This window comes from Flagellimonas sp. 2504JD4-2 (assembly GCF_053642935.1).
Window position 1 is genome coordinate 260,262 of record NZ_JBSIOV010000005.1, and the last position, 23,275, is coordinate 283,536.

Consider the following 23,275-nt stretch of genomic DNA (forward strand, 5'->3'; position numbering starts at 1 on the left):
TTTGATTAGGTTGTCGAGTTAAAGACAATTAAGGCAGCAAAAGGTTGCACGTTCATTGCCTTTTTTTCGAGATATTTATTAATAGATTGATATTCAATGTTTTAATCCGATATTATAATCACTCCCTTAATACCATTAATGGCGAAGTCCCCTTTTGGCCCAGAACCATATGAAGCAGTAATTTCCCTTATCTTTCTTCCGGCGTTGGTCATAGTGGTTTTTACATTGGCAAAAGTTTTAGGAACCCGCAACAAACCTTGTTCCAAAGTGGCCCTGAAGTCAAAGGAAAGTCCAGAAATATTCAAATTAACCTCGGAAGACTCTTGAACAATGTCAATGTCGGCATCTTGCTTCAGTATCTTATGAATATCAACTTCGGCTATTCTTAGGGTCAGAAACAATTCTGAATCCACACTTGAGATATCCACATTGGAAAATTTAAAATCCCCGCGAAGACTTCCCATGTTCTCAAGATATACCTCATCCTTGCTTGAATAGAGTTCCAATTTGGTCACCTCATCCAATCGTATCTCACTTCCACTGCTGATTATTTTCAATTTTTGGGCATCATCTATATCGATGGATCCGTTGCTCATTTTAATATTACCGTAACCGATATTTCCACAATTCAATTTTCCAAAACGCATATCGATTTTCCCAGTTGATATTTCTTCATTGATCCATAGGTCACCATGCTGCACATTGGCATCCAAATCGCCTTTCCAAGCTCCAATAATCACATCGCCGAATTTATTGGTAATGTTGAGTTCGGCATTTACGGGCATATATATATCGTAATCAATCTGTATGTTGGATTTATCAAAGTCGAAGGGATTGGCCTTGTTGAAGTATCGTGCAAAAATACTGGAGCTCTTTTCTGCTATTTCTGAGGAAATTCGAATAAAATCCCCGGCTTGGGTCACTTTGGGCTGAATCCTGTCCAACAATTTTTTTGCGTTCTCATCCTTCCTGTGCGTCACAATCATGGAAATTGAGATTTTCAATTCGTCCCTGTCCCAACCATTTATGGATACATTTCCGTATTTGTTCTCAATCTGCACTGTTCCCGTGGCAGGAAAATCATAGCTCTTATCCCACTTTTTGGAACGCTCACTTTGGGCAGATACCGTTATCGCCAAAAAGCAACTGAATATGGCTATCGTTATGCTTTTATAATATATACCCTTCATAATACATTTCATTTTTAGAAGCATTGATCTGTTTGAGTAAATTCTCAATCAATTCAATACGTTTTTTATAGTTGTTCACAATGGCCTCCAAAATCAGCTCATTGTCCAAGTTGTTCTGCATTTCCAATCTTAATTGTTCGTATTCGGTATCCAATTCATCCATAAAGGATAAAAACTCTTCTTTGTCCCTATCGGAAAGTTTGGGATGATTTTTTACCAACTGCACTTGTTGAAAAACCAAGTTTTTATAGTGAAGGTCAATCTCAAAAAGTTCTTCATTGGCATACCCTTCCATGGTGCCTGAAACAGGATTGTTCACCATTAAAAACACGGACAGCGATAATCCTATCAAAAGCACAATGGAGGCCGCAACCCGAAGTTTGTGGGATTTCCATAACGGAATCACTTTCACCTCTTCCTCGATGTCCAATTGCTCGGCAATATTGCCCCAAAGCTTGTCCTTGTCCACTTTGTGGACATCAAAGGCCTGCTTATTTTCCCTAATATGTTTTTCAAAATTGTCCATTACAGTTCATTTACAATTTGAATCAATTTTTTCTTTGCCCTATGGTATTGTGATTTGGATGTAGAAGTGGAAATTTCCATGATTTCCGCAATTTCCACATGATCATAACCTTCAATCAAATACAGTGTAATTATCTGTCGATACCCTTCAGGAAGCTGTCCCAACCCCATTTTTATCTTTTCAATCCCAAACTTGACGTTTGTATCTGGCTCTTTATCTTCCAACGGCTCTCCCTCGTTTTCCAAAGAAGATAAAAGCAGACGTTTTGCCTTTAAATGATTGATGCTCCTATTGATCACAATGCGCTTCAGCCATGCCCCAAAGGTGCTTTCGAACCTAAAGGTGTCCAGTTTCTTGAATGCCTCAACAAAACTCTCTTGTAAAACATCCTCGGCATCCTCGCGAATGGTCAGTAATCGCATGGCAACATTGAACATGGCATCCACGTACAGTCCATACAACTGATACTGGGCATTCCTGTTGCCTTCTTTGCTCTGCTCTACCAAAGCTTGGTGCGTAAAACGTACGTTTGCTTCCAAAAATCCTGGACGGTTATTCAATGACAGCTAAAAATAATCCTATTTCATTTACCTCAAAGACAATTATAAATTGCTAGGGTTGCACGAAGCTTCATTTTTAACAAAAAAAACCTTCAATCTGCATTGAAGGTTTTTTAGAGGATGTATTTAGGTTGATTAGTTACTGCAGTTTTACAATGATAAATTCGGACCTTCTATTCGCATCGTGTTCTTCTGTGGTACATCTAACTCCATTACTACAATGGTTCAACAGTTGTTGCTCCCCGTAACCGATGGCACTCTCAACACGCACCGCCTCAATGCCCTGGGAAATGATATAACTTCCCGTTGCTTTCGCTCTCTTGTCGGACAAAGTTTCATTGTAACGATCACTTCCCCTTGAATCGGTATGTGCTTCAATTTTGATGACCATTTTGGGATATTCCTTCATCACCTCAACAATTTTATTGAGCTCTTGGGCCGCGTCAGGTCGTATCTCAGCTTTGTTCAAATCAAAATAGATATTGTCGATCTTAATTTTAAGGACGCCGTTCTCCCTAACAATGAGTTTGTTGAGTTCCTTGGTTATCTCCAAAGGAACATCATTGACAAAATCCTTGGTTTTTGATGTGCTAAAACCGGCGCCTCCCGATTTAAAGCCTTCTTTATCTATTCTAATGGCATATGTGGTCTCACAATCCAATGGGAGGTCAAAAACAAATGCTCCATAGGGGTCTGTTCTGGTTTTTCCCAAAGAATTACCGTCCGACGAGATAAGTTCCACATTTACGTTTACTATGGGTTGGGCATTGGCACTTCTGACCACACTCCCCTTTACGGTTTGCTTACAGATTTCTTCCATTCGTTGGAATGAATAGATATCATCATCTCCTTTACCGCCTTCCCTATTTGAGGAAAAATAACCTCTTTGTGTTTTTTCGTTGACGATGTAAGCAAAGTCATCCCTGTTACCATTGAGGGGCTTGCCCAAGTTATTGGGTTCACTGAAACCATTGCTTGTGAGCTCAGTTTCAAAAACGTCCAATCCGCCAAGTCCTAGATGTCCATCAGATGCAAAGTATATTTTCTCTTCGGTGATAAAAGGAAACATTTCCCTTCCTCCGGTATTTATCGTCGGTCCCAAGTTTCTAGGTTCTGAAAAACTTCCATCACGATTAATGTCAACAACGAAAATATCCGTCTTCCCAATACTACCGGGCATGTCAGATACAAAGTACAGCTTGCGCCCATCTGGACTCAAGGCTGGTTGACCCACAGAATATTCTTCACTATTAAAGGGCACCTCTACCGCTTCGGTCCATTCTCCACCGCGAAGTTCCGAGGTATATATCTTTAAATGATTTGTTCCTTCATCATCTCCACCCAAAACTCGGTTGGCATAATTGTTTCTAGTGAAATACATTACATTTCCTTCAGGGATAAATGCAGCCACTGCCTCATGATAACGGGTATTTAAAATGGAAGAAAATTGGGTTACCTCGGCCAAATCGGATCCCAAACTAATGGTGTCCGCCATAAAAAAGTCCAAATATGGCTGTTGGTTCCATTCGTAGACCCGGGTTTCAAATCTCAAGGAATCCCTGCTCGAAGAAAACACAATTTTATCTTTATAATAAATGGTTCCGAAATCCGCAACAGGAGTATTGATTGCCAAATTTGTAATGTAAAACTGCGGTTGTCTATTTAAGATTTCGTCCAACTTTTCGTCATTATCCTTAAAGTGCTCAACCGACAGACCCTCCTTTTTAATTTTTTTGGAGTAAATTTTCATTATTGCCTTTGCCAAGGTGTAGTTGTTTACGCCCTTTAACGCATGAACATATCTAAAGGTATATTCTGCAGAAAGCTCATTTTCATATTTTGAGAAAAGTACGGTATACCACTTTACGGCATTTTCCATATCGGTGTTAAAGAAGTAGGCATCACCCAATCGTTCCAACACTTTTCGGGAATCATCTCCTTTTCTAACTATATTCTCATACTGTTTCGCAGCCCTTGCGTACATCAAATTGTCAAAATTGATATCAGCATTCTGGTACTTCAACTGAGCATTGGCTGTAAACGCCAAGAATAAAAGAAGTAAGAGCGAGAGCGCTATGTTGGTTTTAAAAACTTTCATCTTAATAAAATCTAGGGGATTTTAGTCGCTTTTCTACAGTTTTGAACTCGTACCGCAGGAATATTTCGTGCGTACCACTGGTATAGCTTCTTAGATCGGAAGTTGTAAGGTCATAGGAGTACCCGGCACTCAGGTCCGGTGATATCTGAAGTCCCAATAAGGCTGAAAACGAGTCGTCCCATCGGTAGGCCAATCCTGCCGTAAACGTTTCTTTCAACATAAAATTTGCAGAAACGTCAGCGATGATAGGTGCCCCAGGCACCCATTTCACAAAAAAGGCCGGTTTGAACTTTATATCTGGCATAAGATCAATAATTTTTCCACCTATCAAATAGTAATGCAAGCGTTCAGCGGCTATTTCCTGTTCTTCTCCATCATAGTGGTCCTGAGCAAAGAAATTTGGCACTGCCAACCCTAAATAACTTTTACCCGTGTGGTAATAAACACCTGCTCCAACGGTTGGAAAAAACTTGTTCGCAATATTGTTTTGAAATGCGATATCCGGGTTCTCGGTCAATCCTTTTGAAAAATCGACATTGAACAACCTTCCTCCTCCTTTTAATCCAAAAGACAATCTTCTGTTATCTTCATCCAATTTGACGGTATAGGAGAAGTTTGCATCCACAAACAACTCAGAAGCAGGACCCAATGCATCGTGCGAGATCACCAATCCTAACCCAACATTGTTACCCATAGGCCCATCTACGGCCAGCACCTGCGTGCTTGGGGCTCCATTAACCCCTACCCATTGGGAACGGTGCATAACCAATGCCGCCAAATGCCCTCTTGAACCTGCATAGGCTGGATTAACATTTAGGGTGTTGTACATATACTGTGTGAACTGTGGGTCTTGCTGTGCAAATCCATGAAAGCAGAATAGCATCAGCGCCAGCAAACAAGTATATCTCAATTGGTTTTTCATTCGGTCTGTATTTTTCAATGTTTTCCTACCCATTTTACTATCTGTTTATGTACAACCAATCTGTTCTTGGTGCTGAACCATCTCCAAGATCAAGCACATAGTAATAAGTACCTACGGGTAGTTGATCTCCTTGTTGTACAATGGCACGTCCATTTGAGGTACCGTCCCAATCGTTGTTATAGGAGCGCTGTTCATATACAATGTTGCCCCATCTGTTATACACTTGGAGCACATTGTTTGGGTATCTGGAAATACAATCTATTTTGAAAACGTCGTTGACGCCATCTCCATTCGGCGAGAACTCGTTGTATACGGTCAAGCAGGAAGGTTCAACAGTTGCTTGATCGGAATCATTGCTTCTGTTCACATCCAATTGATCTACAAAGGCCAAATTTGCCGTATTCAGGTAGTCATTGACATCCAATACTTCAACCGTAAGTTGAAGATTTGCCGTGTCCAGAGGATCTAAGGAATCCAAATCCCAAAATCCTGAAATTTCGTCATAAACACCGACCGAAGCCTGCGAGGTTATCAATCGATATCCGGAAGGCAATTGTTCTTCAATACCAATATTGGTCGCTGCTACACTACCCTGATTGGTCAAGGTGATGGTAAAAACTACTTGGTCTCCAATATTTGGGGAAGCATTGTCCACAGTTTTGGTAACAGCTAAATCCGTTGTTTGGGGTGTTATGCTAACAGCGGCCTCATCATCATCAGCAAGTCCATCGGATAGGTCATCCTGATTGAGTCCTTGATTCGGGTCACTGTCCGGATCAGCCAAATCACTGGCCGTTATGGTTGCTACGTTAATGTATTCATCGGTGGTTCCGGTTGGAGCATTGACCATGGCCAATATCACCAAACTTTCTGTGTTTTGATTGAATATTGTTGCGTTTATGTTCCAAATTCCGCTACCGGCATCATAAGTCCCAGCAGTTGCCACATGCGATTGGTATGTAAAGCCTACAGGTAATAAGTCGGTTACTACCACTCCGGTGGCATCGCTGGCCCCATCGTTTGCAATACTCAGTGTGAATTCAATCACGTCGCCAACATTTGGGGTAGCGTTGTCAACAGTTTTTGTCAAAGAAAGATCTGCCAATCCATTGGGCACGGGCACAACGGTGTCTTGATCATCTTCGGAACTCAAACGGTTATCTGGTGTTGAATCGGGATCAAAGGTATCCAGTCGAATCAGCTCAGCGGTGTTACTATAATTCCCAGAAGCAAGAACCGTTGCTGTTATGGTAAGCGTTTCTGAAGTTCCACTGGCCATTGTTGAAACCGCCCAAACCCCAGTAATTTGATCATATGTTCCTGATGTTGCTACGGCGGAAACCAAACTGTATCCAGTAGCCAGTTCATCTTCAACGACGATTCCAGTTGCTGTATTTGGCCCTGAGTTAGTGACGGTAATGGTAAAAACTATCTGTTCTCCTACTGAAGGACTCAGGTTATCTGCCGTTTTTGATACCGATATATCTGTGACCGATCGAGGTGTTACGGATTGCTCATCCTGGTCATCTTCAAATGGATTGTTATTTCCGGGTGTGGAATCGGGATCTAACTGGATTGCGGACACAACTTCAGCTACATTATTATAATCTCCTGAAGCATTCACTTGAACGGTAATATTTAAAATTGCGCTACCTCCACTTGCAATTGTTCCGATGTTCCAGAGTCCACTCGCTCCACTATATGTTCCGCCAGAGTCATCCGAAAGATAACTATATCCTGAAGGTAAGACGTCTGAAACTACAACATTGGTCGCGTCACTTGGGCCATCATTGGTCACCGTAATTGTAAAGGTTACATTGGAGCCGACATCTGGAAATTCATTGTCAACCGTTTTATCCAAAGTCAAATCTGCAGATGGTATTGGAGTAGTGCCGGCACTATCTTGATCATTCTCAAAAATATTGTTGTTGTTCGGAGTGGAGTTTGGATCTAAATTACTGGATGAGAAAACTTCGGTCACATTGAAATAATCCCCTGTCGGATTCACAATAGCCATGATATTCATGGTCTCTGTGGTTCCATTTGGAATTACTCCGTTCAACTCCCATATCCCTGTTCCAGCGTCATATACTCCCGCTGTTCTATTATTGGAAACGTAGGTGTATCCAGAAGGAAGCAAATCTTGTACCTCAACCCCTGTGACATCACTAGGTCCGTTGTTGGTAATGCTGATATTGAAAATTACCTCCTGACCCACGAACGGACTAAGAAGGTTAACCGATTTTCTTAGAACAAGGTCTGAAACCAATACCGGAACCGGCTCTATAGTTTGTTGATCATCTTCTGTGTCATCATTGTTCGATGGTTCGGAATCGACATCTGTTTCGGTCAATCCAGTTAGCTCGGCAATATTGGTATAATCTCCATTCGCAAGCACATCAGCAGTAATCACTATGTTTTCAGAAGCACCATTTGCCAAGTTTCCAACGGTCCAAGACCCATTTAAAGATTCATATACTCCTGTAGACGGAATTGCACTTACAAATCCATAACCCGAAGCCAATACATCGGTTACCACAACATTGGTTGCATCATTCGGTCCATCATTTTGTACTATAATGGTAAACACGATTTGATCACCCACATTTGGTGTCAGGTCATCGGCTGTTTTTGTCACTGAAATATCAACCAACGGAGCGGCATTGACTGTTATTTGATCTTGGTCGTCTTCACCTGATACATTGTTATTTGGTGTGGAATCACTATCCGTTTCTCCTTGTGCGGTAACTTCAGCGATATTGGTATACGTTCCAGTCGGATTTACGGTCGCTGTAATGTTCAGACTGGTATTGGCTCCATTGGCCAAGGCCCCAACGTTCCAAATTCCCGTCGTGTCATCATAGTTACCCCCACCATCATCGGAAACATAGGTGAATCCAGATGGCAATTGATCTGTAACCTGAATCGCTGTTGCATCACTAGGTCCAGCATTGGAAACGGTCAATGTAAATACCACATTGGTGTTTACGACGGGATTAGCGTTATCCACATTTTTTGTCAACGAAAGATCAACTAACGCGGATGGTGTAATTGTTACATCGTCTTGATCATCCTCTACTGAAACCCCATTACTTGGGGTTGAGTCGATGTCAAAAGCATCGGAAGCAGTTATCTCTGCCACATTTACATAATCTCCTGTGGCATTGACCAGAACATCAATTATCAAGGTTTCAGAAGTTCCACCAGATACCGTTCCTACCTGCCATTCCCCGGTTGAGTCATTATAAATTCCAGCCGTGGCACTATACAGCACAAAATCAAATCCTGTCGGTAACAAATCCGTAACCACAACATTTGTCGCATCATTGGGTCCACTATTGGAAATGGTTATCTCAAAGCTTATTTCATCCCCAACATTTGGAGTCAAATCATTATCAACCACTATTTTGGTCAAGGAAAGGTCAGCTTGCACAGGTGCAGCTGTAACGGCATCCTCATCATCTTCGCTTTGATCGCCATCATCATTGTTTGCTGTACTATCCAAATCAAATTGATCAGCAAACGTGACCTCAGCTATTTGGGTAAATTCGCCAAGAGTTCCCGTAGGCGTCTGTACCGTGGCATTAAATGTCAATACCGCTGTATTTGTTCCAAGAGGTACATTTAATCCCGTCCATGTAATCACTCCAGTTCCAAAACTATAAGTGCCTCCATTGTTAATGCCGACGATTGAACCAAATCCGGCAGGTACCAAATTTTCTATCGAAACTCCTGTGGCATCAATATCCCCAAGATTACTCAAGTTTATCGTAAAAGTGACCACATCTCCAACATCTGGTGTGATATCACTGGCAAGAAGTTCAAGTTCCAAATCTGTCCCCAAAATTGATATCCCTACGGTATCTGATGCTGGAGCACAGTTCGCTGGTGTTACTGTCCATTCAAAAACATAGTTGCCTGCCGTTGTCCCGGTTACCTGAGTGTTAGGATCATTCGCATTTGTAAAGGTGACAGAAGTAGGTCCGGTCACCTGGGTCCAGATTCCGGTACCGGAACTAGGAGCTGTAGCATTCAAAATAACAGTTGCAGATTGATTTAAAGTTTGATCAGGACCTGCTTCCGGAGTTGGCAATGCATCTACTGTAATTACAACATCATCAAACACGTCAGATAAATCACCACAAGTTGCACTTAATCGAAATGTATAAACGTTTCCTCCAGTCATACCGGTAATAGCAGTAGTTAGAGCAGAAGGATCAACTATAGTAACTGTTGGTCCTCCAACCTGCGACCAAGTAGGTCCCAATAAAACGCTATCCGTATCAAACCCAGTTAAACTATAGGCATCCGTCTCACAAATGGTATCATCAAACCCAGCGAATACACCACAGTTTTGTGCGTTGGTATATTGAAAAAACACAAACAAGAATAAAAAAGACAGCAGAAGGTTTCTTCTTTTTAAGTGGGTTATGAGTGCTATCATAGTTTAGAAATGAGGTTGAATTCCCCCTGTGGGAATATTCAAACATATCCACTACGATCCGTTAAAAGGAATATATGTTGTATTTCATCGATCATTTGTTGTGAAACATCGGATAAATGATGAAAGCTAGGGCCTTAATTACCCCATTTTTGCACCTATGTAATAGTTTCGCTGTTTAAAAACTTGTACTTTATATTTCAAAACAATTGATTGTTAGGGGATTAACATAGACAAAGCGTTTAGCATTTCCTATGCATAAAGACGGCTTTTTTGATCCCAAAAAATGATGTGAAATACTGGCCTTGCGTACCCTATTTCTTGACCCAAATGATGCATTTTCGTAAGAAAAAAGCGTAGGAAAGTAAGAGGTTCTTAGCCTCCCTTATTTATTGAAAATCTTTCAATTTTTGATTCAAGGATTCAACCTGACCTTCCAAGCTTCGGATATAATCCTCTCGTTCTTTATTCATTTTGGAGATATCCTCATAGGTGAATCGAGGCGTTATGTGTTGGGGACAGTTCCAGTCAAAAGCCTTGATATGGAATAGAAATATGCGCTCCGCCTTATAATCATAATCCAACTTTAATTCCTCTACCAACGCTTTGTTTTTGTCCAATGAAACTATTTCGGCTTCCGCATAAATCTTTAAGCGGGCCCTGTTGGCATAGTCCATAAGAATAAGGGAAACATTCTTATGTGTTTTTACATTTCCAGTGGAGATATATTGCTTGTTGCCCGTAAAGTCAAGAAATGCCAATGTTTTCACATCAATCATCTTTAAAAAGCCTTTGGGTCCGCCACGGTGTTGAATGTATGGAAATCCGTTTTCCCCAAATGATGCCATATAAAAGCTATCCCGTTCCTGAATAAAACTCATTTCCCTAAAAGACAGGCCGTCCGGTAATTCCTGACGTTCCATACGCTCATAGGCATGCCTGCTTCCTTCTTCTTTTTGAATTTCCTTTATTGTATCTGTAAAAGCTAATCTTGAATAGTTCATTTTATCCTTCTTGTTCTAAATGAATACATTGCACCGGAGGGCCCCAGCCGTCTGGCACCTTTGCTGAAGTTAATAAATTATAAGTGCTGCTTGCACCTCCAAACGCTGTGGATTTCTCCTTGAAGACTACCTTGCTTATTTTATGGAATCTTATGGCATAGCTGCACATAACGCAAGGCTCTTTGGTAGAATATAAAACTGCACCGGACATATCTTTACCCAGTATTTTCCTTGCCTCCCTGATGACCTCCATTTCGGCATGGCAGCTAATATCTTGTTTAGTCGCAACTGCTTCTTCAGCCTGCGCCACAATTTCATTATTGAGCACAATGATACTGCCTACAGGGCTATTGCCTTTAAAAACCGCCCTGTTCGCCAGTTGTTCACATTTGGCCATAAAATAATTGGCATTCTCCATAGTGTCGTTAGCCATTAAAATTGTAAAAACCTTACAAAAGGCCATAGTTAAGATCAAACTTCTCCATTAAACAACAAAATCTAGATTTAATCCCATTTTATAGTTTCAGGAAGTGTTCTCAAATTTCAATGCCCAAAGCAGTGAATTAGGTAATTAAAAAAAATGTTGTATGTTTGTACTATATGTATAGTACATTAACACAATGATCACTTTTAAATTAGACCCAAAAACTGGTATTCCTTTTTATCGTCAAATTATCGATCAGATAAAATTTGGCATCGCCTTCGGCAACCTTAAAACCGGCGAGCAATTACCGACCGTTAGATCTCTGGCCGTCGATTTGAAAGTGAATTTAAATACGGTTGCCAAAGCCTATAAAGAGCTGGAAATTCAGAACATACTTGAAACACAACAGGGTACTGGGACATTCATCAGTCAAGCAAAAATCGAAATATCGGAGGAGGAGAAAAGGGCCAAGCTAAACGAGATATGCAATGAATTTTCCACTATAGCTTTTAGCTATGGATTTTCCACAGATGACATAATTAATCAACTTAAAAAACAGCATTGAGATGAAGACTTCTATTAAAAAAATTGGGAATCCTATTTCCGCAGCCATTGTAGTTTCCGGACTGGTGATATGCGCCGGGCTTTATTATTTTGAGGTAACCGAACTTTTGGTAACGGCTATTTTGTTCTTACTCTTTGTTTTTATTGCGAAGTCCATCCATATTGCCGATCAGTGGGAAAAAGCAGTAGTCTTGAGAATGGGCAAATACAAGGGGTTGAGAGGTCCTGGGATTTTCTTCATCATCCCCATAATTGATCAAATAGACAAGTATATCGACCAGCGTGTGAGGGTCACGGATTTTAAAGCGGAGCAAACCTTGACGAGGGATACAGTACCCGTAAACGTTGATGCCGTGGTCTATTGGACCGTATGGGATGTTGAAAAAGCCGCTTTAGAGGTTCAAGAATACGAAAAGGCCATTTTTTATATCGCCCAAACTGGACTCAGGGATATTATAGGGAAACATGAGTTGGCGGACATTCTTCAGGATAGGGATAAAATCGCCGAGGATCTGCAAAAAGTATTGGATCATAATACAGATCCATGGGGGATTACCTGTCAAAATGTGGGTATAAAAGATATCATTATTCCCCAGGCTTTGGCGGACGCCATGAGTAAAGAGGCCCAAGCCGAGCGGGAACGAAGGGCGAGGGTAATTCTTGGAACAGCCGAAACTGAAATTGCCCATAAATTTTCGGAAGCAAGTAAGCAATACAGCGAAAACCCTGTTGCCTTACACTTAAGGGGGATGAACATGCTATTTGAGGGATTGAAGGAAAAAGGTTCCATGGTCATTGTACCGAGTTCCGCCTTAGATTCGATGAATTTAGGCGCAATGGGAGGTTTGGTTTCATTTGCAAAAACCAACGAACCCCCAAAATCATAGCATCAAGGGTAGGGAAGGTTTGAACGGGATTATCCCAAAACACTTCCCAACTTGAACATGGGTAAGTACATCGCGACCAAAATCACGCCAACGCAAATTCCGACCACTAAAATGATCATAGGTTCCAACAGGGTACTCAATAGCTTGGATTTTTGTTGCACTTCTATGCTATATTGCTGATTTAGCCTTTCGAACATAAACTCGGTTTGGTTGGTTTCCTCAGCAACCTTGACCATGGAAATCATTTTATTGCTGAAAACCCGGTTTCCTTTGAGGCTATTGCTTAAACTTTCTCCCTGCATTATTTTATTTGTTACGGAACTCAACGCGTCATTTAGGGGATAGAACGCTATCATTTTCCCGGCCAATTCAATACTGTTGAGCACAGGTACTTTTGATGCTGTGAGCAAACTAATCGCCCTTGTAAATTGAGCCAAATACACGGATTTAATAAAATTCCCCAAATAAGGAATCCGCAAAAGCAGATAATCCATGCGCTTTTTAAACCCTTCTTGGCCAAAAAGGGCCTTTCGCAATATCAACATGGTGATAATGGCCAACACCATCCACCAGCCATAGTCCTTGATAAAGTCGGAAACGGAAACAATAAAACGGGTTATCCACGGTAGCTCCACATTGTTCTGCTTAAAAATATCCTGGAACATGGGAACCACCAATCGCAACATAAAAATGACCACCAAAATGGCCGTTACCAATATGATGATGGGATAGGTGAGCGCATTGACCAAATTTCTGCGCTGCTCGTTCTTTTTGGCGAAAAATGAGCCCAATTCTGAGGCAATAGTGTCCAAGGTCCCTGATTCCTCTCCTATTTTGATGGAGTAATATTCGTATTCTGTAAACTCCTTCTTTTCCTTTATGGCTTCGGAAAAGCTGGAACCGGACAACAAGTTTTCCCCTAAATTTTTGAACAGTTCCTTCTGCTTTTCCTTCTTTTGACCTTCTTCAATGAGTTGAAGCGCTTCTTTGAGCGTGATTCCGGCTTTAAGCAAAACCGCCAATTCCGTATAAAAATCTTCCTTTTTCTTGTTGGAAAACGATTTCCCCAAAAAAGTGAGCTCCCTCTCCAGCAATGGAACTTTTTCCTTTGCTTCAGACCCGCCTTGGCTTTGGGTATTTGTTGTAGATATGTTCTCCAGATTAAATCCCATCAGTTCATAAAATCGGCCGCAGTATTCTTTTTATAGACAAAAATTCGTTTGCTGTTTTCTACTTCTTCCCCAGTGGACAGCTCAAGAGCATCAATGGGCCCGTCTAATACCTCATCCCCTTCAAAATACAGCTTCCCCAGTTTAAAATCTGTATAAAATGTATCCAAATCACGGGTAACATAACCCTCATAAAAACTGTAATTCCTACCACCCATCTCATTGCTCAGCTGTATTGCACCGGTTTTCTGGGAGAACACAATTTGCGAGTGCGAATTAAAATCCACCCATAATGCCTGTCGGAAAAGGTTCCCGGTCGTTTTGTGCTCATAATTCTCCTGAATGCCGAACATTTGTTTTTGTACCAGTCCCAAAATGGAAAATGCAAGGCCCACAACGATGATGGTCAGCAGTAAAACAACCAACATCTCACTTAAGGTAAATGCCTGTACTTTTTTATAATCCATGGATGCTCTTTACAGTTCGTTTTACGATTCGTGGCTCATTGCCCTCTTGTTCTTTGGCCTCTATGAGCGCCGTTCCATTGTTTTGACTTTCAATGCTGATGCTCCAATCTTCCCATTCATCATAGTATGGAAAGCTTAATTTTCCATTGGAATACAAATATTCCACCTCATCAAGATGAGTATTTACAGCTTGAAGATTCCCTCGAACCTGGGCGGCAAAAAGGTTGTTCAAAATAAGACTCGACAACATAAAAATGACCACAATGAGCACGGTGGCCACCATGGTTTCCATTAAGGTCGATGCTGTTATCCTTTTTCTTAATAGAGCCATTTTGCCACTGCTTTTTCCTTGTTCAACAATAGGCCCGCATATTGTTGGGGCAAAAATTCCGTGTTTATAGTGCCTCCGAACAGGTGATTTTGATATACGCTTCCATTTTCCATGGCCATAAAGGCGTTGGTGGTCACATTTCCAAAAACATCTCCTTTTAATTCCAAGTTCTTTTCACAAAACACCTCTCCGTAAATCGATGCTTTATCGGAGATTACTACTTGCGGAAAAAACTGGTTCTCTTCCGTTTTTTCAAAATAAGCTATAATGCCTTTCAGTACTGTTCCTGATTCAATTTCAATATTGGGTTGTCGCCGTTCCTTGGCATTTGGCCTGCTTCCCCTATCCACAATCAAGGCTGACGGATATTCCAAATTGACTTGATTCCCGACTTCAATTCGATTGGATGCAATGGCCTGTAATCTTCCGCTGAATCTGTTTTCTATTTCAATTTCTGGAGCGATAAGCAATACATCCTGAAGATTGGAATCATTGCTCACCATAATTTTGTGCGTGGCCACAACCACAATATTCCCACTAAGATTACAACCAGACAATCGCAAGGCGTCTCCATGAATATATTGGGTCGGCGATTTGAAGGAATTGGTCAATTGCAACCTACCGGAGAACCGAACAACATTTTCGTCTGAAATCCCAAATGCTTGTGATTGTAATTGTTTGATGTACGTTCGCATCTCAGGATCTAGAGGTGGCAGGGTTTTGGTGCTTTGTTTTATAGTGCCGTAGACAGGTCTTGTGAACTGATAAAATTGCCCTCGAATACTTCCAGGTCGTATTCCTTGTTTGGGCAGATATGCATTTCCTGTGATCTTGGCCTTCCCGGCTATGACCATGGGGCGATCGTTATCCTTGAGATAGAGTGCCGAAAAATCCTGATCCATTCCTCCGCCAACCAAAGCTGATTTAACGAATTGGTTTTTTTGAAATTGGGAAACCACGACATATTTTTCAAAAATGCCCCAGTGGGATTTAATGGCAGAAACCTTGATTCCATCTTCTTGACCCAAATCAATGGGGACCAAATCGTTCAGTTGAATTTTTAGTTCCATCGCCTGTCGAAGTGCCAAATCGGTGCTTTTGACCAGATCAATGGTCTTTGACGTTTTTTTATCAAAAAGTGAGTGGGTCTGGTGCAATAGGACAAAGGTCAACAACAGCACGGCAATTACTGCTCCAATGAACAGTACAAACTGAAGGGCACCTGCCTGTAGTTTTTTATTCTGTAGCATTTTGAAGGGTTATGGTCTTTGCAATGCCCTTAAAACGCACCCGGATGCTTTTGGAAGAACCACTTAGCAAGGTAACATCAGCTTGGGTATTCCCCTTGTGCATGAGGTATTGATTCCCTGAAATGGTCACAAAAAAGATATGGTTCTTGGTGTCCTGGTCTGTGATAAGTCCCGTGTAATTAATATTCGGAAACTGCACTTTTGGCTTGGTGATACCTTTCGCTTTGGGTTTCTTTTTGGAGGGTGGCATCGTCCCCAAAAAGGGATCCCTGTAGTCCACCAAAATGCTGAAGGTATCTTTTTCGACCCGTTCTTTGGGTTTAAAATTGATGTTTTCTGCCAAAACAGGAGCTTCCGGTTCGGAGGATAATGCACCGAGCACCTTAAATCCTATGATGCCCCAAATGAGCAGCACAGCACCGAGCAAGATGTATGTTTTGGTGTTTTTGTTCAATTGCTGATGGTAAAATTAAAGGTGGTACTCAGATCACTTTCATTTCCTGCTGAGTCATAGGCCTTGACCACCCAGTAAAAGGTTCCCGAAGCTAAATTGGTACTGTAGGTTTTGTTGGCGCCTAATGCTTTAGTTGAAAGTGTCGTCAAGCTCTCATCCGAATAGATAAAGATACTGTCGCGCTCTGTGGTTCCAGCTATATCTTCCCTCGTCCAGGAAAAGTTTACCGTCGCCTCACTTTGTGAAGCCCCATTTGCTGGGGCCACCAATTGAGGGGTGTTCGGTGGGGTAACATCCAAATTTTCATCCCCATCAACCTGAAAACCGCTAAGGGTATACGCTGTTTGGTAATCGCTGTTCATGGCCCTGATACGCCATGCGTAGTTGCCATTGACCAAAGTCTGTTGGATTCGGGTCCCAACCCTCCCTAGACTGTCCACTTCGAAAATGCTGTCGAGCACCAACTGTTGGGTCGTTTCAAAATTGGGGGCGGCCAATTGAAATCGGTACATGGTGGCATCTTCCACCGTATCCCAATTGAAACTGATATCGTTGTCGTTTACGACCGTATTGTCCAAAGGCGCAAAAACCGTAACGGTTTGGTTAGAAATATCAGGTACTTCCAAAATATCCTCACAGCTGTATGAAATGGCCAAAATTAGGGCAAGGCCTAGCTTAAATTTGTTCATCATTGGGGTCAGAATTTGAGGTATGCTTTGTCTCCGTTCACTTTTGAGGCCTTTAAATAAGTCCCTTTCGGGCATTTCTGGCCTTCAGAAACCAGATTTTCTATAATCATATTGTGGTATTGGTCCTCGCCCCAACAAAAATGGGCGTACTGGTAACCGAACACCTGAAGTTCGGAGAAAAAATATTGTTTTTTGCGCTCCCCATTGATTACAAACAACACAATGTTACCATACTTGTCTTTTTGCAATTGAATGGCTTCGGCCTGCAAAAAACCGGGCATTTCAATCTCGGGGACCGTAACGTTCAATCCCGTGACCATTTTATAACTGTCATCATTGGAAATGTAGGAACGTAGGGCATCATGTTTATCTTGGTTCAACAATTGGGCAAGGCCGAATTGATCCAACAATTGTAAGCGCAAATATTTTGGCTTATAGGGCAGCGAATCGTTATAGGAAATTGTATTGATCTTGGCCGCTTGTTGCATATGCTTGGCATAATCGGTATAACTCTGCCGGTTAAAGGGCATTTGCTGTACATCCACTTTTAATTCGGACCAATCCGGAATCCCTATCTGCTCAGCTGCCGAATACCATAAATCGCCTTTGGTTTTAATCAGGGTGCCCAGTTCGGGAAAGTTCAATTGGGCCTCTTGTTTTTGGGCTTTGTAAGTGCTGCAGGCTGTCAAAAATAGTAATCCAAAACCTAAAAAATCCAGTAATCTTATCTGCTTCATGTAGTCAACATATATGTCACTAAAATACAGAAATTACACACTAAAATGCTTTTTTTAAAGAGATAATTTTGTTGTAAAAGCAGGTTTTTATGTTAAAAAATTTGTTGTGGGATTTTTGTTTTCCGTGCATATGTAAAAGATAAAACTCCGCTTAATGAAAACTGTGCTGAATTTATGGATGCCGAGTATAAATAGACAAAGCCACAGCACGTGTTGTGGGTGTGGCTTTGTTTTTCCTTACTCATATCTCCCACTAGTTGCAAACTAGCGGGAGCGAGGGGCCAGTCAAAGACTAGCGGGAGCGAAGGGATTGCATTATAGCTTGATTTTCATTAATATAGTTTTCTCTGTTTGTGGAATGACTGATAATTACCATTACCATTTTTCCCGATATTGTTGTAACCAAATTGGTCATCAAAATTTTATTTGACCTTAAAAAAACTTGGGTTAAAACAAATTTCTTTCCATTTATAGAAACAATGTTACTTTGTAAAATCTCAGACTCTGGGCCAGTAAATTGCCTTTCCAAATTGATTTTTAAAATCTGAAATTGATTTTCTTCCATCGGGACGAGGGTAGCCTTATAGGACACATTAATTTCATCATTTTCATTTTGATAAACAATATCAGGTATATGACCTTGCAAGGCATATTTTAATTCCTTCTCCTCATGATTCAATTTTTCCAACTCGGCGGGAACTTTAGCAATAAAACTGCCTATTTGTATCTCTTTTAAGTCTTGGGAAATAGTATAAATAGGAGTGAAAACTACAAAGAGCCAAGCAATCCAAAATACTTTGTTCATTTTTTTCTTTTTTTTAAAACATCTCTTATTACAAAAAGAATGGCTAATCCAAATATTAAAATCATGAGCACTTTTCCACCCAAGAAGTGGATTATTCCATATGAAACCAAATAATATACTATTCCCAGTGGTATTGCCACCAAAAACAATGCTATTAATATTGTATAAATATTTTTCATTAAAATCCGTTATTATCAATGTGATTCTTTAACTTATTTACGTTGTTACTATCACGTGGGGTCAATATTATCTCTGGCAATTGTATGACCCCTGGTCCTCTGAAACCATAAAAAGCCCAATGATCATAACCAAAAGGGGTTTCGAATGGAGTAAATTCAAATTCTGGCCGCTCAAAAGTATTTAAAATTTCTGGAGCCAATTGCGTTGTAGCTCCTCCAGCAATTAACCCTCCAAAAACTTCTGTACTATTTTTAAATGCTATTTCATCCAACTCGCTGAAACCCCTTGAATATTGTGTCAAAGACGTACCTAAAATATTTGTATACTTTCTTCCATAAAAAGTACGATGCATATTTCTTGCAAAGTGTTTAACCGTACTTTGACTCGCTATTGCACCACCTATTCTGCCTCCCACAAATGTGCTAGCTCCTGCCAAAGCTGATTGAGATAGACTTACTTCCGAAAAATCACCATCGTTGGCAATGAGTTGATCTGCTGCATCTGCCACTGTATTTGTAACAACCGCCGCAGCGAGGTTTCCTGTGGCACCAGCTATAAATCCGCCACCTGCAGCAACTCCAATCCTAGCCCAAGTTTTACCAGAAGACCAATCTAAAGTACCTTCTTTGTATTGGGAATAAATATTAATCCCAGCGTTAATAACTGCCCCTATTGCACCTGTTATTAGAGGTATAGGAATCCCTCCATCTCGGTCTATGACACCAATAGGGCTATTTGCCATACCTAAATAGGGACTATGATGAATACCAAAAGGATCTGGATTCAACCAACGTCCAATACGGCTATCCCATAAACGTAATTGAAAAGCCTCCTTTCCAGTTTCTTCATCTTTTTCCTGCCCTTGATAAGTATAACGGTAATTATTCGCCAAGGTATTTAACCCTGGCATGGTCATCCCAAAGGGGTAATAATCCGTAATACCCTGCAAATTAGGGTTGTTTCCATTCTTTTTAAAGGTAGAACGTACATTCCCCAAATGATCTGTAAGTTCATATACGTAGTTATCATCTGCCTCGTAACGAATACCCAAACGATGATTGCCGTAAAGAGATTGTTCCACTAAGCTAATGCTGCCTCCACTAGGCCGGTAATAAATAGAAGTGGGGTTACCTGACAAATCCCGCAGGTAGTACGTGGTACCTGTAAGTTGTCCACCGGTAGTATAGCTTTCCTTTTTTACCCTATGGCCACTATCTCCATAATAAAACTTTACCCGGATATTGCCATTTGCGTGTACTTCGGTCACCAAGCCTTGGGCGTTATAACTATAGGTAATCCCCTCGGAGGTATTACTTGTGAGTTGCCCTATAGCATTATAGCTATAGTTATTTGCTGCATGGTCACCAATATCATCGGCTCCAGAGACATTGCCTTTGCTATCATCCACATGGGTTAAACGGTTGGGTTTTGCCGTGTCATAATTATAGGTAAGGTCATCCATAGCATTGGTCCCACTCTCCGTTTGCTTATTACGGATCAGGCGCTTAATGTTACCATTGGCATCGTACTCAATTCCGGTAACATTGTAATCCCCATCACTGTTTTCATCAAAACCATCAGTATCTACAATACGGGCATGGTAATCACTGCCTCCTTGCGCATGGAAACCGTTGCCCAAGGTTATGCTCTGGGTAGCTTCCCGTACAATAGCTCCATTCGAGGAGTTATAGGTTCCATTATCGGGATAGGTGGTGGGAGCGTTGCTATTACCAGTTCCAATAAAGGCTCCATACTCTGCCTGGGTAAGCCAGTTGTTCCTATTGTAAGAATAGCTATAAATATGCTGTTCCCCGCTAACAAGGGTACTCGGATCATTGTTCCAACGGATACCCTTAATGTTACCGTTCAATTGGTCGGTACCATATACCGTGGACTCAATGTTGGCCAAAGCTCTTTTATAATCCGCATTGTGATAATCTACCTGCATCCCGAACAAATCGTTCCCATCTCCCCCAGGATCTAAGGAGGCATTGTTCAAACTGGGATGGTTAATGCCCTTTAACTGCCCGGCCATATTGTATATATAGTCCACACCTTGGACACCTCCTGCCAACTCTACACGTTTTAAACCACCGGATTCATAATACGTATATTCTGCTTGGGTGGTGTAAGTACTGTCATCGGTCGAAGTCTCTACCTTGATCAGTTCATTGGCATTGTTATAAGTATACCTGTGAATAAACTCGTCAGAAGCATCTTTTTGATACATTACTTTAGTGACCAAGCCGGTTATAGGGTCATATTCATAATCCAAAGTCTTGATGGCCCCTATGCCATTGATATTCTGCACCAACCAAAGCAATCTACCATAAACATCATAACTGTATAGCGTGGTGGATTGGTCGTTCTGAGTAGCCGCTACATTCCCGGAAAGGAAAGTTGGATTGGTCCTTCCACTGTAGGTGGCGGTATTGAACTGAGATGGGAACGTATCATAAAAGGTGTACATGACCTCACGTTTTGTTCCGGAAGGCAAAGGCCCATCGACATTGGCAGAAGCAAAGCTTCCGCTTTGTAACACCCCACTTTCCACCGGTCTGCCATAGATGTCATAATTGGTATATGAGAATTCATTGGTAGCGGCCTGTAGCTCGTTTTGGGAAAACCGAATCTGTCCATCGCTTCGGTATCGAAACTCCGCTTCGCCCTCATCAGGGCTCTTTGTATAAATCAATTGCCCCAAGCTGTTGTAACGATACTCGGTCCGCCTCGCTGCATCGGTTCCTTGAATTGGTTGGTAGGTATATATCAGCCTTCCAGCATTGTCATATTCGTTAAGTGCATAGTCGTAATAATTCTCGTGATAGGTCACGGTCACTGGACTGGAAGGATTGTACGTTTCCGGATCATTTACAGAAACCCTATAAAATCCATTCGGTAAACTGTTGGAAGCGGTCACTATACCCTCGGTAGTCAAATTATGGACAGTTACCGAATATCCATTAGTGCTCACCGTAAAGCCCATATTGCTCCCAGAGGGGACATGGATATCCGCATAGCCCAAATCACCTATGGTGAGAGAGGCTGTTCTAGAGGTAGGTCCTCCGCTTCTTGCTGCTGCCAAGATCTTACCATCCCCGTCCATAAAAACCACATTTTCCACTCCATGCAAGTCTCTACTTACCGTTTTACTGATCTTATATGTAGCACTGGCATAAGTAGCATCATCAAAAGCAACGCTTTGTGAAAGTTCATTGCCTGCTTGAATGGTAAACGTATATCCTTGAGACCATTCGTTATTGATCTTATTACCTCCAATTGTTTTTAAGGGTGTGCCCGGGTTCAATTCACTATAAATAGTTCTGGAAAAAGGATAAGAGGTAATATCTTGATAAGGTTCCCGGGTATTGTTGTCACTATAGTACCATCCCAAAGTGTTGTTTTGCGTATTCACAGTTGAAGGATTATCTGGGTCTCCTTCAAAATCAGCAGTGTTGTATGGGCTTCCGGTAGAATCCAACATAAAGTTGTCCTCATACTCAAAGCTACCGTTGATACCAATTGGTGCTCCCAAAGTGCTCAAAGCAGGTCTGCCATAAGAATCATACATAATCTGGGAAGTCCAAATCTGCCCAGTCTTTATGTCCAGACTTTGAGTTTGTGTGGCCTTACTCATTTCATCAAAATAATTGATGCCATTTCCTTTGATATTACCATCTGCATCGAAAGCAATGGACCAGACCCAGTTCTTATCTAAATCACTTACCACCAATGGGTTTTGTGTGGTGCATCCATTGTTAGCCAAAGGTCCATTTACCGATGGACAGAGGTCGTTATCATTTAAAACATAGCTTCCATTTGAATCATTGGGCGGTTGGGTACACTGCACTTTGTTGAATGCTGATGACGCGCCAAGCCCATCACCATCAGCATCCAAATACCACACGGTGGTGGGATTTATATCACTATCATTATCGTTACAATCACCAGAGTCTTCTACATATCCTGAAGGAGCAAAACTCTTATAAACGGTGTTCGAACTTGTACCATAGGTATCCCCATCATTGTCGTAATAAAATGTGCGCGGCTGCACATTGGTTATTTCATTGTCCGTATCATCGTAATCCCCGCCCACATTGACCGGATTTTGCATCCCTGCTGGGGCTTGGCAACCGTAATATGCGGTCGAGGTAAGACCGAAACCATCATTATCGGCATCTTCATACCAATTTTTTTGGACAGTGATGTTGGCATCGCCATCATCACAATCATTTCGATTTGAGGCATAACCTGACGGAGGAGTAGAAGAACTTTGGCAGATGTATACACTTATTGTTGTTCCATAGCCATCTCCATCCGAATCCACATAAAATCTTCTTGGATAGGTACTTGCACTGCTATCATTACAATCTCCCCCATCCCTTGCGTAGTTGGTAAGACTTCCAAAAAAACAAATCAATGATCCAGATCCATAACCATCGCCATCACCATCATAATACCCCTGGATTCCGCAACCCGAAGGACCGTCATCAAAACAATTTGTACAATCTTGGGCAAACGTTTCTGTAATCCCAAGCAAACTTAAAAAGCTTATTAAAAACAGTATTTTTTTCATG

At 41.4% G+C, this 23,275-nt stretch carries 19 protein-coding genes; 2 read left to right on the forward strand and 17 right to left on the reverse strand.

Annotated features, from left to right (window positions below):
• Positions 1-101: 101 nt before the first annotated feature.
• The 8 genes from ACULLH_RS18190 to ACULLH_RS18225 all read right to left on the reverse strand — a co-directional run bounded on the left by ACULLH_RS18190 (position 102) and on the right by ACULLH_RS18225 (position 11,174).
• Positions 102-1,190 (reverse strand): hypothetical protein, encoded by a 1,089-nt coding sequence (locus tag ACULLH_RS18190; protein WP_454090169.1) that lies wholly within the window; start codon positions 1,188-1,190, stop codon positions 102-104.
• On the reverse strand, positions 1,171-1,716 hold the full coding sequence (locus tag ACULLH_RS18195; protein ID WP_454090170.1) for a hypothetical protein: 546 nt from the start codon (positions 1,714-1,716) through the stop codon (positions 1,171-1,173). The genes ACULLH_RS18190 and ACULLH_RS18195 overlap by 20 nt, the downstream gene beginning before the upstream one ends.
• Positions 1,716-2,255, reverse strand: coding sequence for an RNA polymerase sigma factor (locus ACULLH_RS18200; RefSeq protein ID WP_454090171.1), 540 nt, complete (start codon positions 2,253-2,255; stop codon positions 1,716-1,718). The genes ACULLH_RS18195 and ACULLH_RS18200 overlap by 1 nt, the downstream gene beginning before the upstream one ends.
• 160 nt (positions 2,256-2,415) lie before the next feature.
• The gene (locus tag ACULLH_RS18205; protein WP_454090172.1) at positions 2,416-4,374 is read right to left on the reverse strand and encodes an OmpA family protein; all 1,959 of its coding nucleotides are present in this window, start codon (positions 4,372-4,374) and stop codon (positions 2,416-2,418) included.
• A gap of 1 nt (position 4,375) precedes the next feature.
• A complete protein-coding gene (locus ACULLH_RS18210; protein ID WP_454090173.1) occupies positions 4,376-5,296 on the reverse strand; it encodes a PorP/SprF family type IX secretion system membrane protein in 921 nt (306 codons plus the stop codon).
• Between the two features lie 37 nt (positions 5,297-5,333).
• Positions 5,334-9,740, reverse strand: coding sequence for a T9SS type B sorting domain-containing protein (locus ACULLH_RS18215; protein ID WP_454090174.1), 4,407 nt, complete (start codon positions 9,738-9,740; stop codon positions 5,334-5,336).
• Positions 9,741-10,126: 386 nt separating this feature from the next.
• Positions 10,127-10,741 carry a pyridoxamine 5'-phosphate oxidase family protein gene (locus tag ACULLH_RS18220; protein ID WP_454090175.1) on the reverse strand — a complete coding sequence of 205 codons (615 nt, stop codon included), beginning with the start codon at positions 10,739-10,741 and terminating at the stop codon, positions 10,127-10,129.
• Position 10,742: 1 nt separating this feature from the next.
• A complete protein-coding gene (locus ACULLH_RS18225; RefSeq protein WP_454090176.1) occupies positions 10,743-11,174 on the reverse strand; it encodes a nucleoside deaminase in 432 nt (143 codons plus the stop codon).
• A gap of 187 nt (positions 11,175-11,361) precedes the next feature.
• Between ACULLH_RS18225 and ACULLH_RS18230 the strand changes: the two genes are divergently transcribed.
• Positions 11,362-11,730 (forward strand): GntR family transcriptional regulator, encoded by a 369-nt coding sequence (locus tag ACULLH_RS18230; protein ID WP_454090177.1) that lies wholly within the window; start codon positions 11,362-11,364, stop codon positions 11,728-11,730.
• Position 11,731: 1 nt separating this feature from the next.
• Complete coding sequence (locus tag ACULLH_RS18235; RefSeq protein ID WP_454090178.1) at positions 11,732-12,616, forward strand: slipin family protein; 885 nt, start codon at positions 11,732-11,734, stop codon at positions 12,614-12,616.
• Positions 12,617-12,645: 29 nt separating this feature from the next.
• Here ACULLH_RS18235 and ACULLH_RS18240 read toward each other — a convergent pair whose 3' ends face one another.
• From ACULLH_RS18240 to ACULLH_RS18280, 9 genes are all read right to left on the reverse strand, one after another.
• Positions 12,646-13,788, reverse strand: coding sequence for a type II secretion system F family protein (locus ACULLH_RS18240; RefSeq protein WP_454090179.1), 1,143 nt, complete (start codon positions 13,786-13,788; stop codon positions 12,646-12,648).
• On the reverse strand, positions 13,788-14,252 hold the full coding sequence (locus tag ACULLH_RS18245; RefSeq protein WP_454090180.1) for a PulJ/GspJ family protein: 465 nt from the start codon (positions 14,250-14,252) through the stop codon (positions 13,788-13,790). The genes ACULLH_RS18240 and ACULLH_RS18245 overlap by 1 nt, the downstream gene beginning before the upstream one ends.
• Positions 14,242-14,583 (reverse strand): hypothetical protein, encoded by a 342-nt coding sequence (locus ACULLH_RS18250; RefSeq protein ID WP_454090181.1) that lies wholly within the window; start codon positions 14,581-14,583, stop codon positions 14,242-14,244. The genes ACULLH_RS18245 and ACULLH_RS18250 overlap by 11 nt, the downstream gene beginning before the upstream one ends.
• The gene (locus ACULLH_RS18255) at positions 14,571-15,833 is read right to left on the reverse strand and encodes a hypothetical protein (RefSeq protein WP_454090182.1); all 1,263 of its coding nucleotides are present in this window, start codon (positions 15,831-15,833) and stop codon (positions 14,571-14,573) included. The genes ACULLH_RS18250 and ACULLH_RS18255 overlap by 13 nt, the downstream gene beginning before the upstream one ends.
• Positions 15,820-16,287 carry a hypothetical protein gene (locus ACULLH_RS18260; protein ID WP_454090183.1) on the reverse strand — a complete coding sequence of 156 codons (468 nt, stop codon included), beginning with the start codon at positions 16,285-16,287 and terminating at the stop codon, positions 15,820-15,822. Before ACULLH_RS18260 ends, ACULLH_RS18255 begins: the two co-directional genes overlap by 14 nt.
• Complete coding sequence (locus ACULLH_RS18265) at positions 16,284-16,979, reverse strand: hypothetical protein (protein ID WP_454090184.1); 696 nt, start codon at positions 16,977-16,979, stop codon at positions 16,284-16,286. The genes ACULLH_RS18260 and ACULLH_RS18265 overlap by 4 nt, the downstream gene beginning before the upstream one ends.
• Before the next feature lie 5 nt (positions 16,980-16,984).
• Positions 16,985-17,713, reverse strand: a complete 729-nt coding sequence (locus tag ACULLH_RS18270; protein WP_454090185.1) for a hypothetical protein — start codon at positions 17,711-17,713, stop codon at positions 16,985-16,987.
• A 292-nt stretch (positions 17,714-18,005) separates the two neighbouring features.
• On the reverse strand, positions 18,006-18,716 hold the full coding sequence (locus ACULLH_RS18275; protein WP_454090186.1) for a hypothetical protein: 711 nt from the start codon (positions 18,714-18,716) through the stop codon (positions 18,006-18,008).
• Positions 18,697-23,274 (reverse strand): RHS repeat domain-containing protein, encoded by a 4,578-nt coding sequence (locus ACULLH_RS18280; RefSeq protein WP_454090187.1) that lies wholly within the window; start codon positions 23,272-23,274, stop codon positions 18,697-18,699. The genes ACULLH_RS18275 and ACULLH_RS18280 overlap by 20 nt, the downstream gene beginning before the upstream one ends.
• Between the last annotated feature and the right edge of the window lies 1 nt (position 23,275).

Excerpts from the sequence above, each read along its gene's own strand:
- ACULLH_RS18190 (WP_454090169.1), bottom strand. The coding sequence starts at position 1,190 with ATGAAGGGTATATATTATAAAAGCATAACGATAGCCATATTCAGTTGC.
- ACULLH_RS18195 (WP_454090170.1), bottom strand. The coding sequence starts at position 1,716 with ATGGACAATTTTGAAAAACATATTAGGGAAAATAAGCAGGCCTTTGAT.
- ACULLH_RS18205 (WP_454090172.1), bottom strand. The coding sequence starts at position 4,374 with ATGAAAGTTTTTAAAACCAACATAGCGCTCTCGCTCTTACTTCTTTTA.
- ACULLH_RS18210 (WP_454090173.1), bottom strand. The coding sequence starts at position 5,296 with ATGAAAAACCAATTGAGATATACTTGTTTGCTGGCGCTGATGCTATTC.
- ACULLH_RS18215 (WP_454090174.1), bottom strand. The coding sequence starts at position 9,740 with ATGATAGCACTCATAACCCACTTAAAAAGAAGAAACCTTCTGCTGTCT.
- ACULLH_RS18220 (WP_454090175.1), bottom strand. The coding sequence starts at position 10,741 with ATGAACTATTCAAGATTAGCTTTTACAGATACAATAAAGGAAATTCAA.
- ACULLH_RS18225 (WP_454090176.1), bottom strand. The coding sequence starts at position 11,174 with ATGGCTAACGACACTATGGAGAATGCCAATTATTTTATGGCCAAATGT.
- ACULLH_RS18230 (WP_454090177.1), top strand. The coding sequence starts at position 11,362 with ATGATCACTTTTAAATTAGACCCAAAAACTGGTATTCCTTTTTATCGT.
- ACULLH_RS18235 (WP_454090178.1), top strand. The coding sequence starts at position 11,732 with ATGAAGACTTCTATTAAAAAAATTGGGAATCCTATTTCCGCAGCCATT.
- ACULLH_RS18240 (WP_454090179.1), bottom strand. The coding sequence starts at position 13,788 with ATGGGATTTAATCTGGAGAACATATCTACAACAAATACCCAAAGCCAA.
- ACULLH_RS18245 (WP_454090180.1), bottom strand. The coding sequence starts at position 14,252 with ATGGATTATAAAAAAGTACAGGCATTTACCTTAAGTGAGATGTTGGTT.
- ACULLH_RS18250 (WP_454090181.1), bottom strand. The coding sequence starts at position 14,583 with ATGGCTCTATTAAGAAAAAGGATAACAGCATCGACCTTAATGGAAACC.
- ACULLH_RS18255 (WP_454090182.1), bottom strand. The coding sequence starts at position 15,833 with ATGCTACAGAATAAAAAACTACAGGCAGGTGCCCTTCAGTTTGTACTG.
- ACULLH_RS18265 (WP_454090184.1), bottom strand. The coding sequence starts at position 16,979 with ATGATGAACAAATTTAAGCTAGGCCTTGCCCTAATTTTGGCCATTTCA.
- ACULLH_RS18270 (WP_454090185.1), bottom strand. The coding sequence starts at position 17,713 with ATGAAGCAGATAAGATTACTGGATTTTTTAGGTTTTGGATTACTATTT.
- ACULLH_RS18280 (WP_454090187.1), bottom strand. The coding sequence starts at position 23,274 with ATGAAAAAAATACTGTTTTTAATAAGCTTTTTAAGTTTGCTTGGGATT.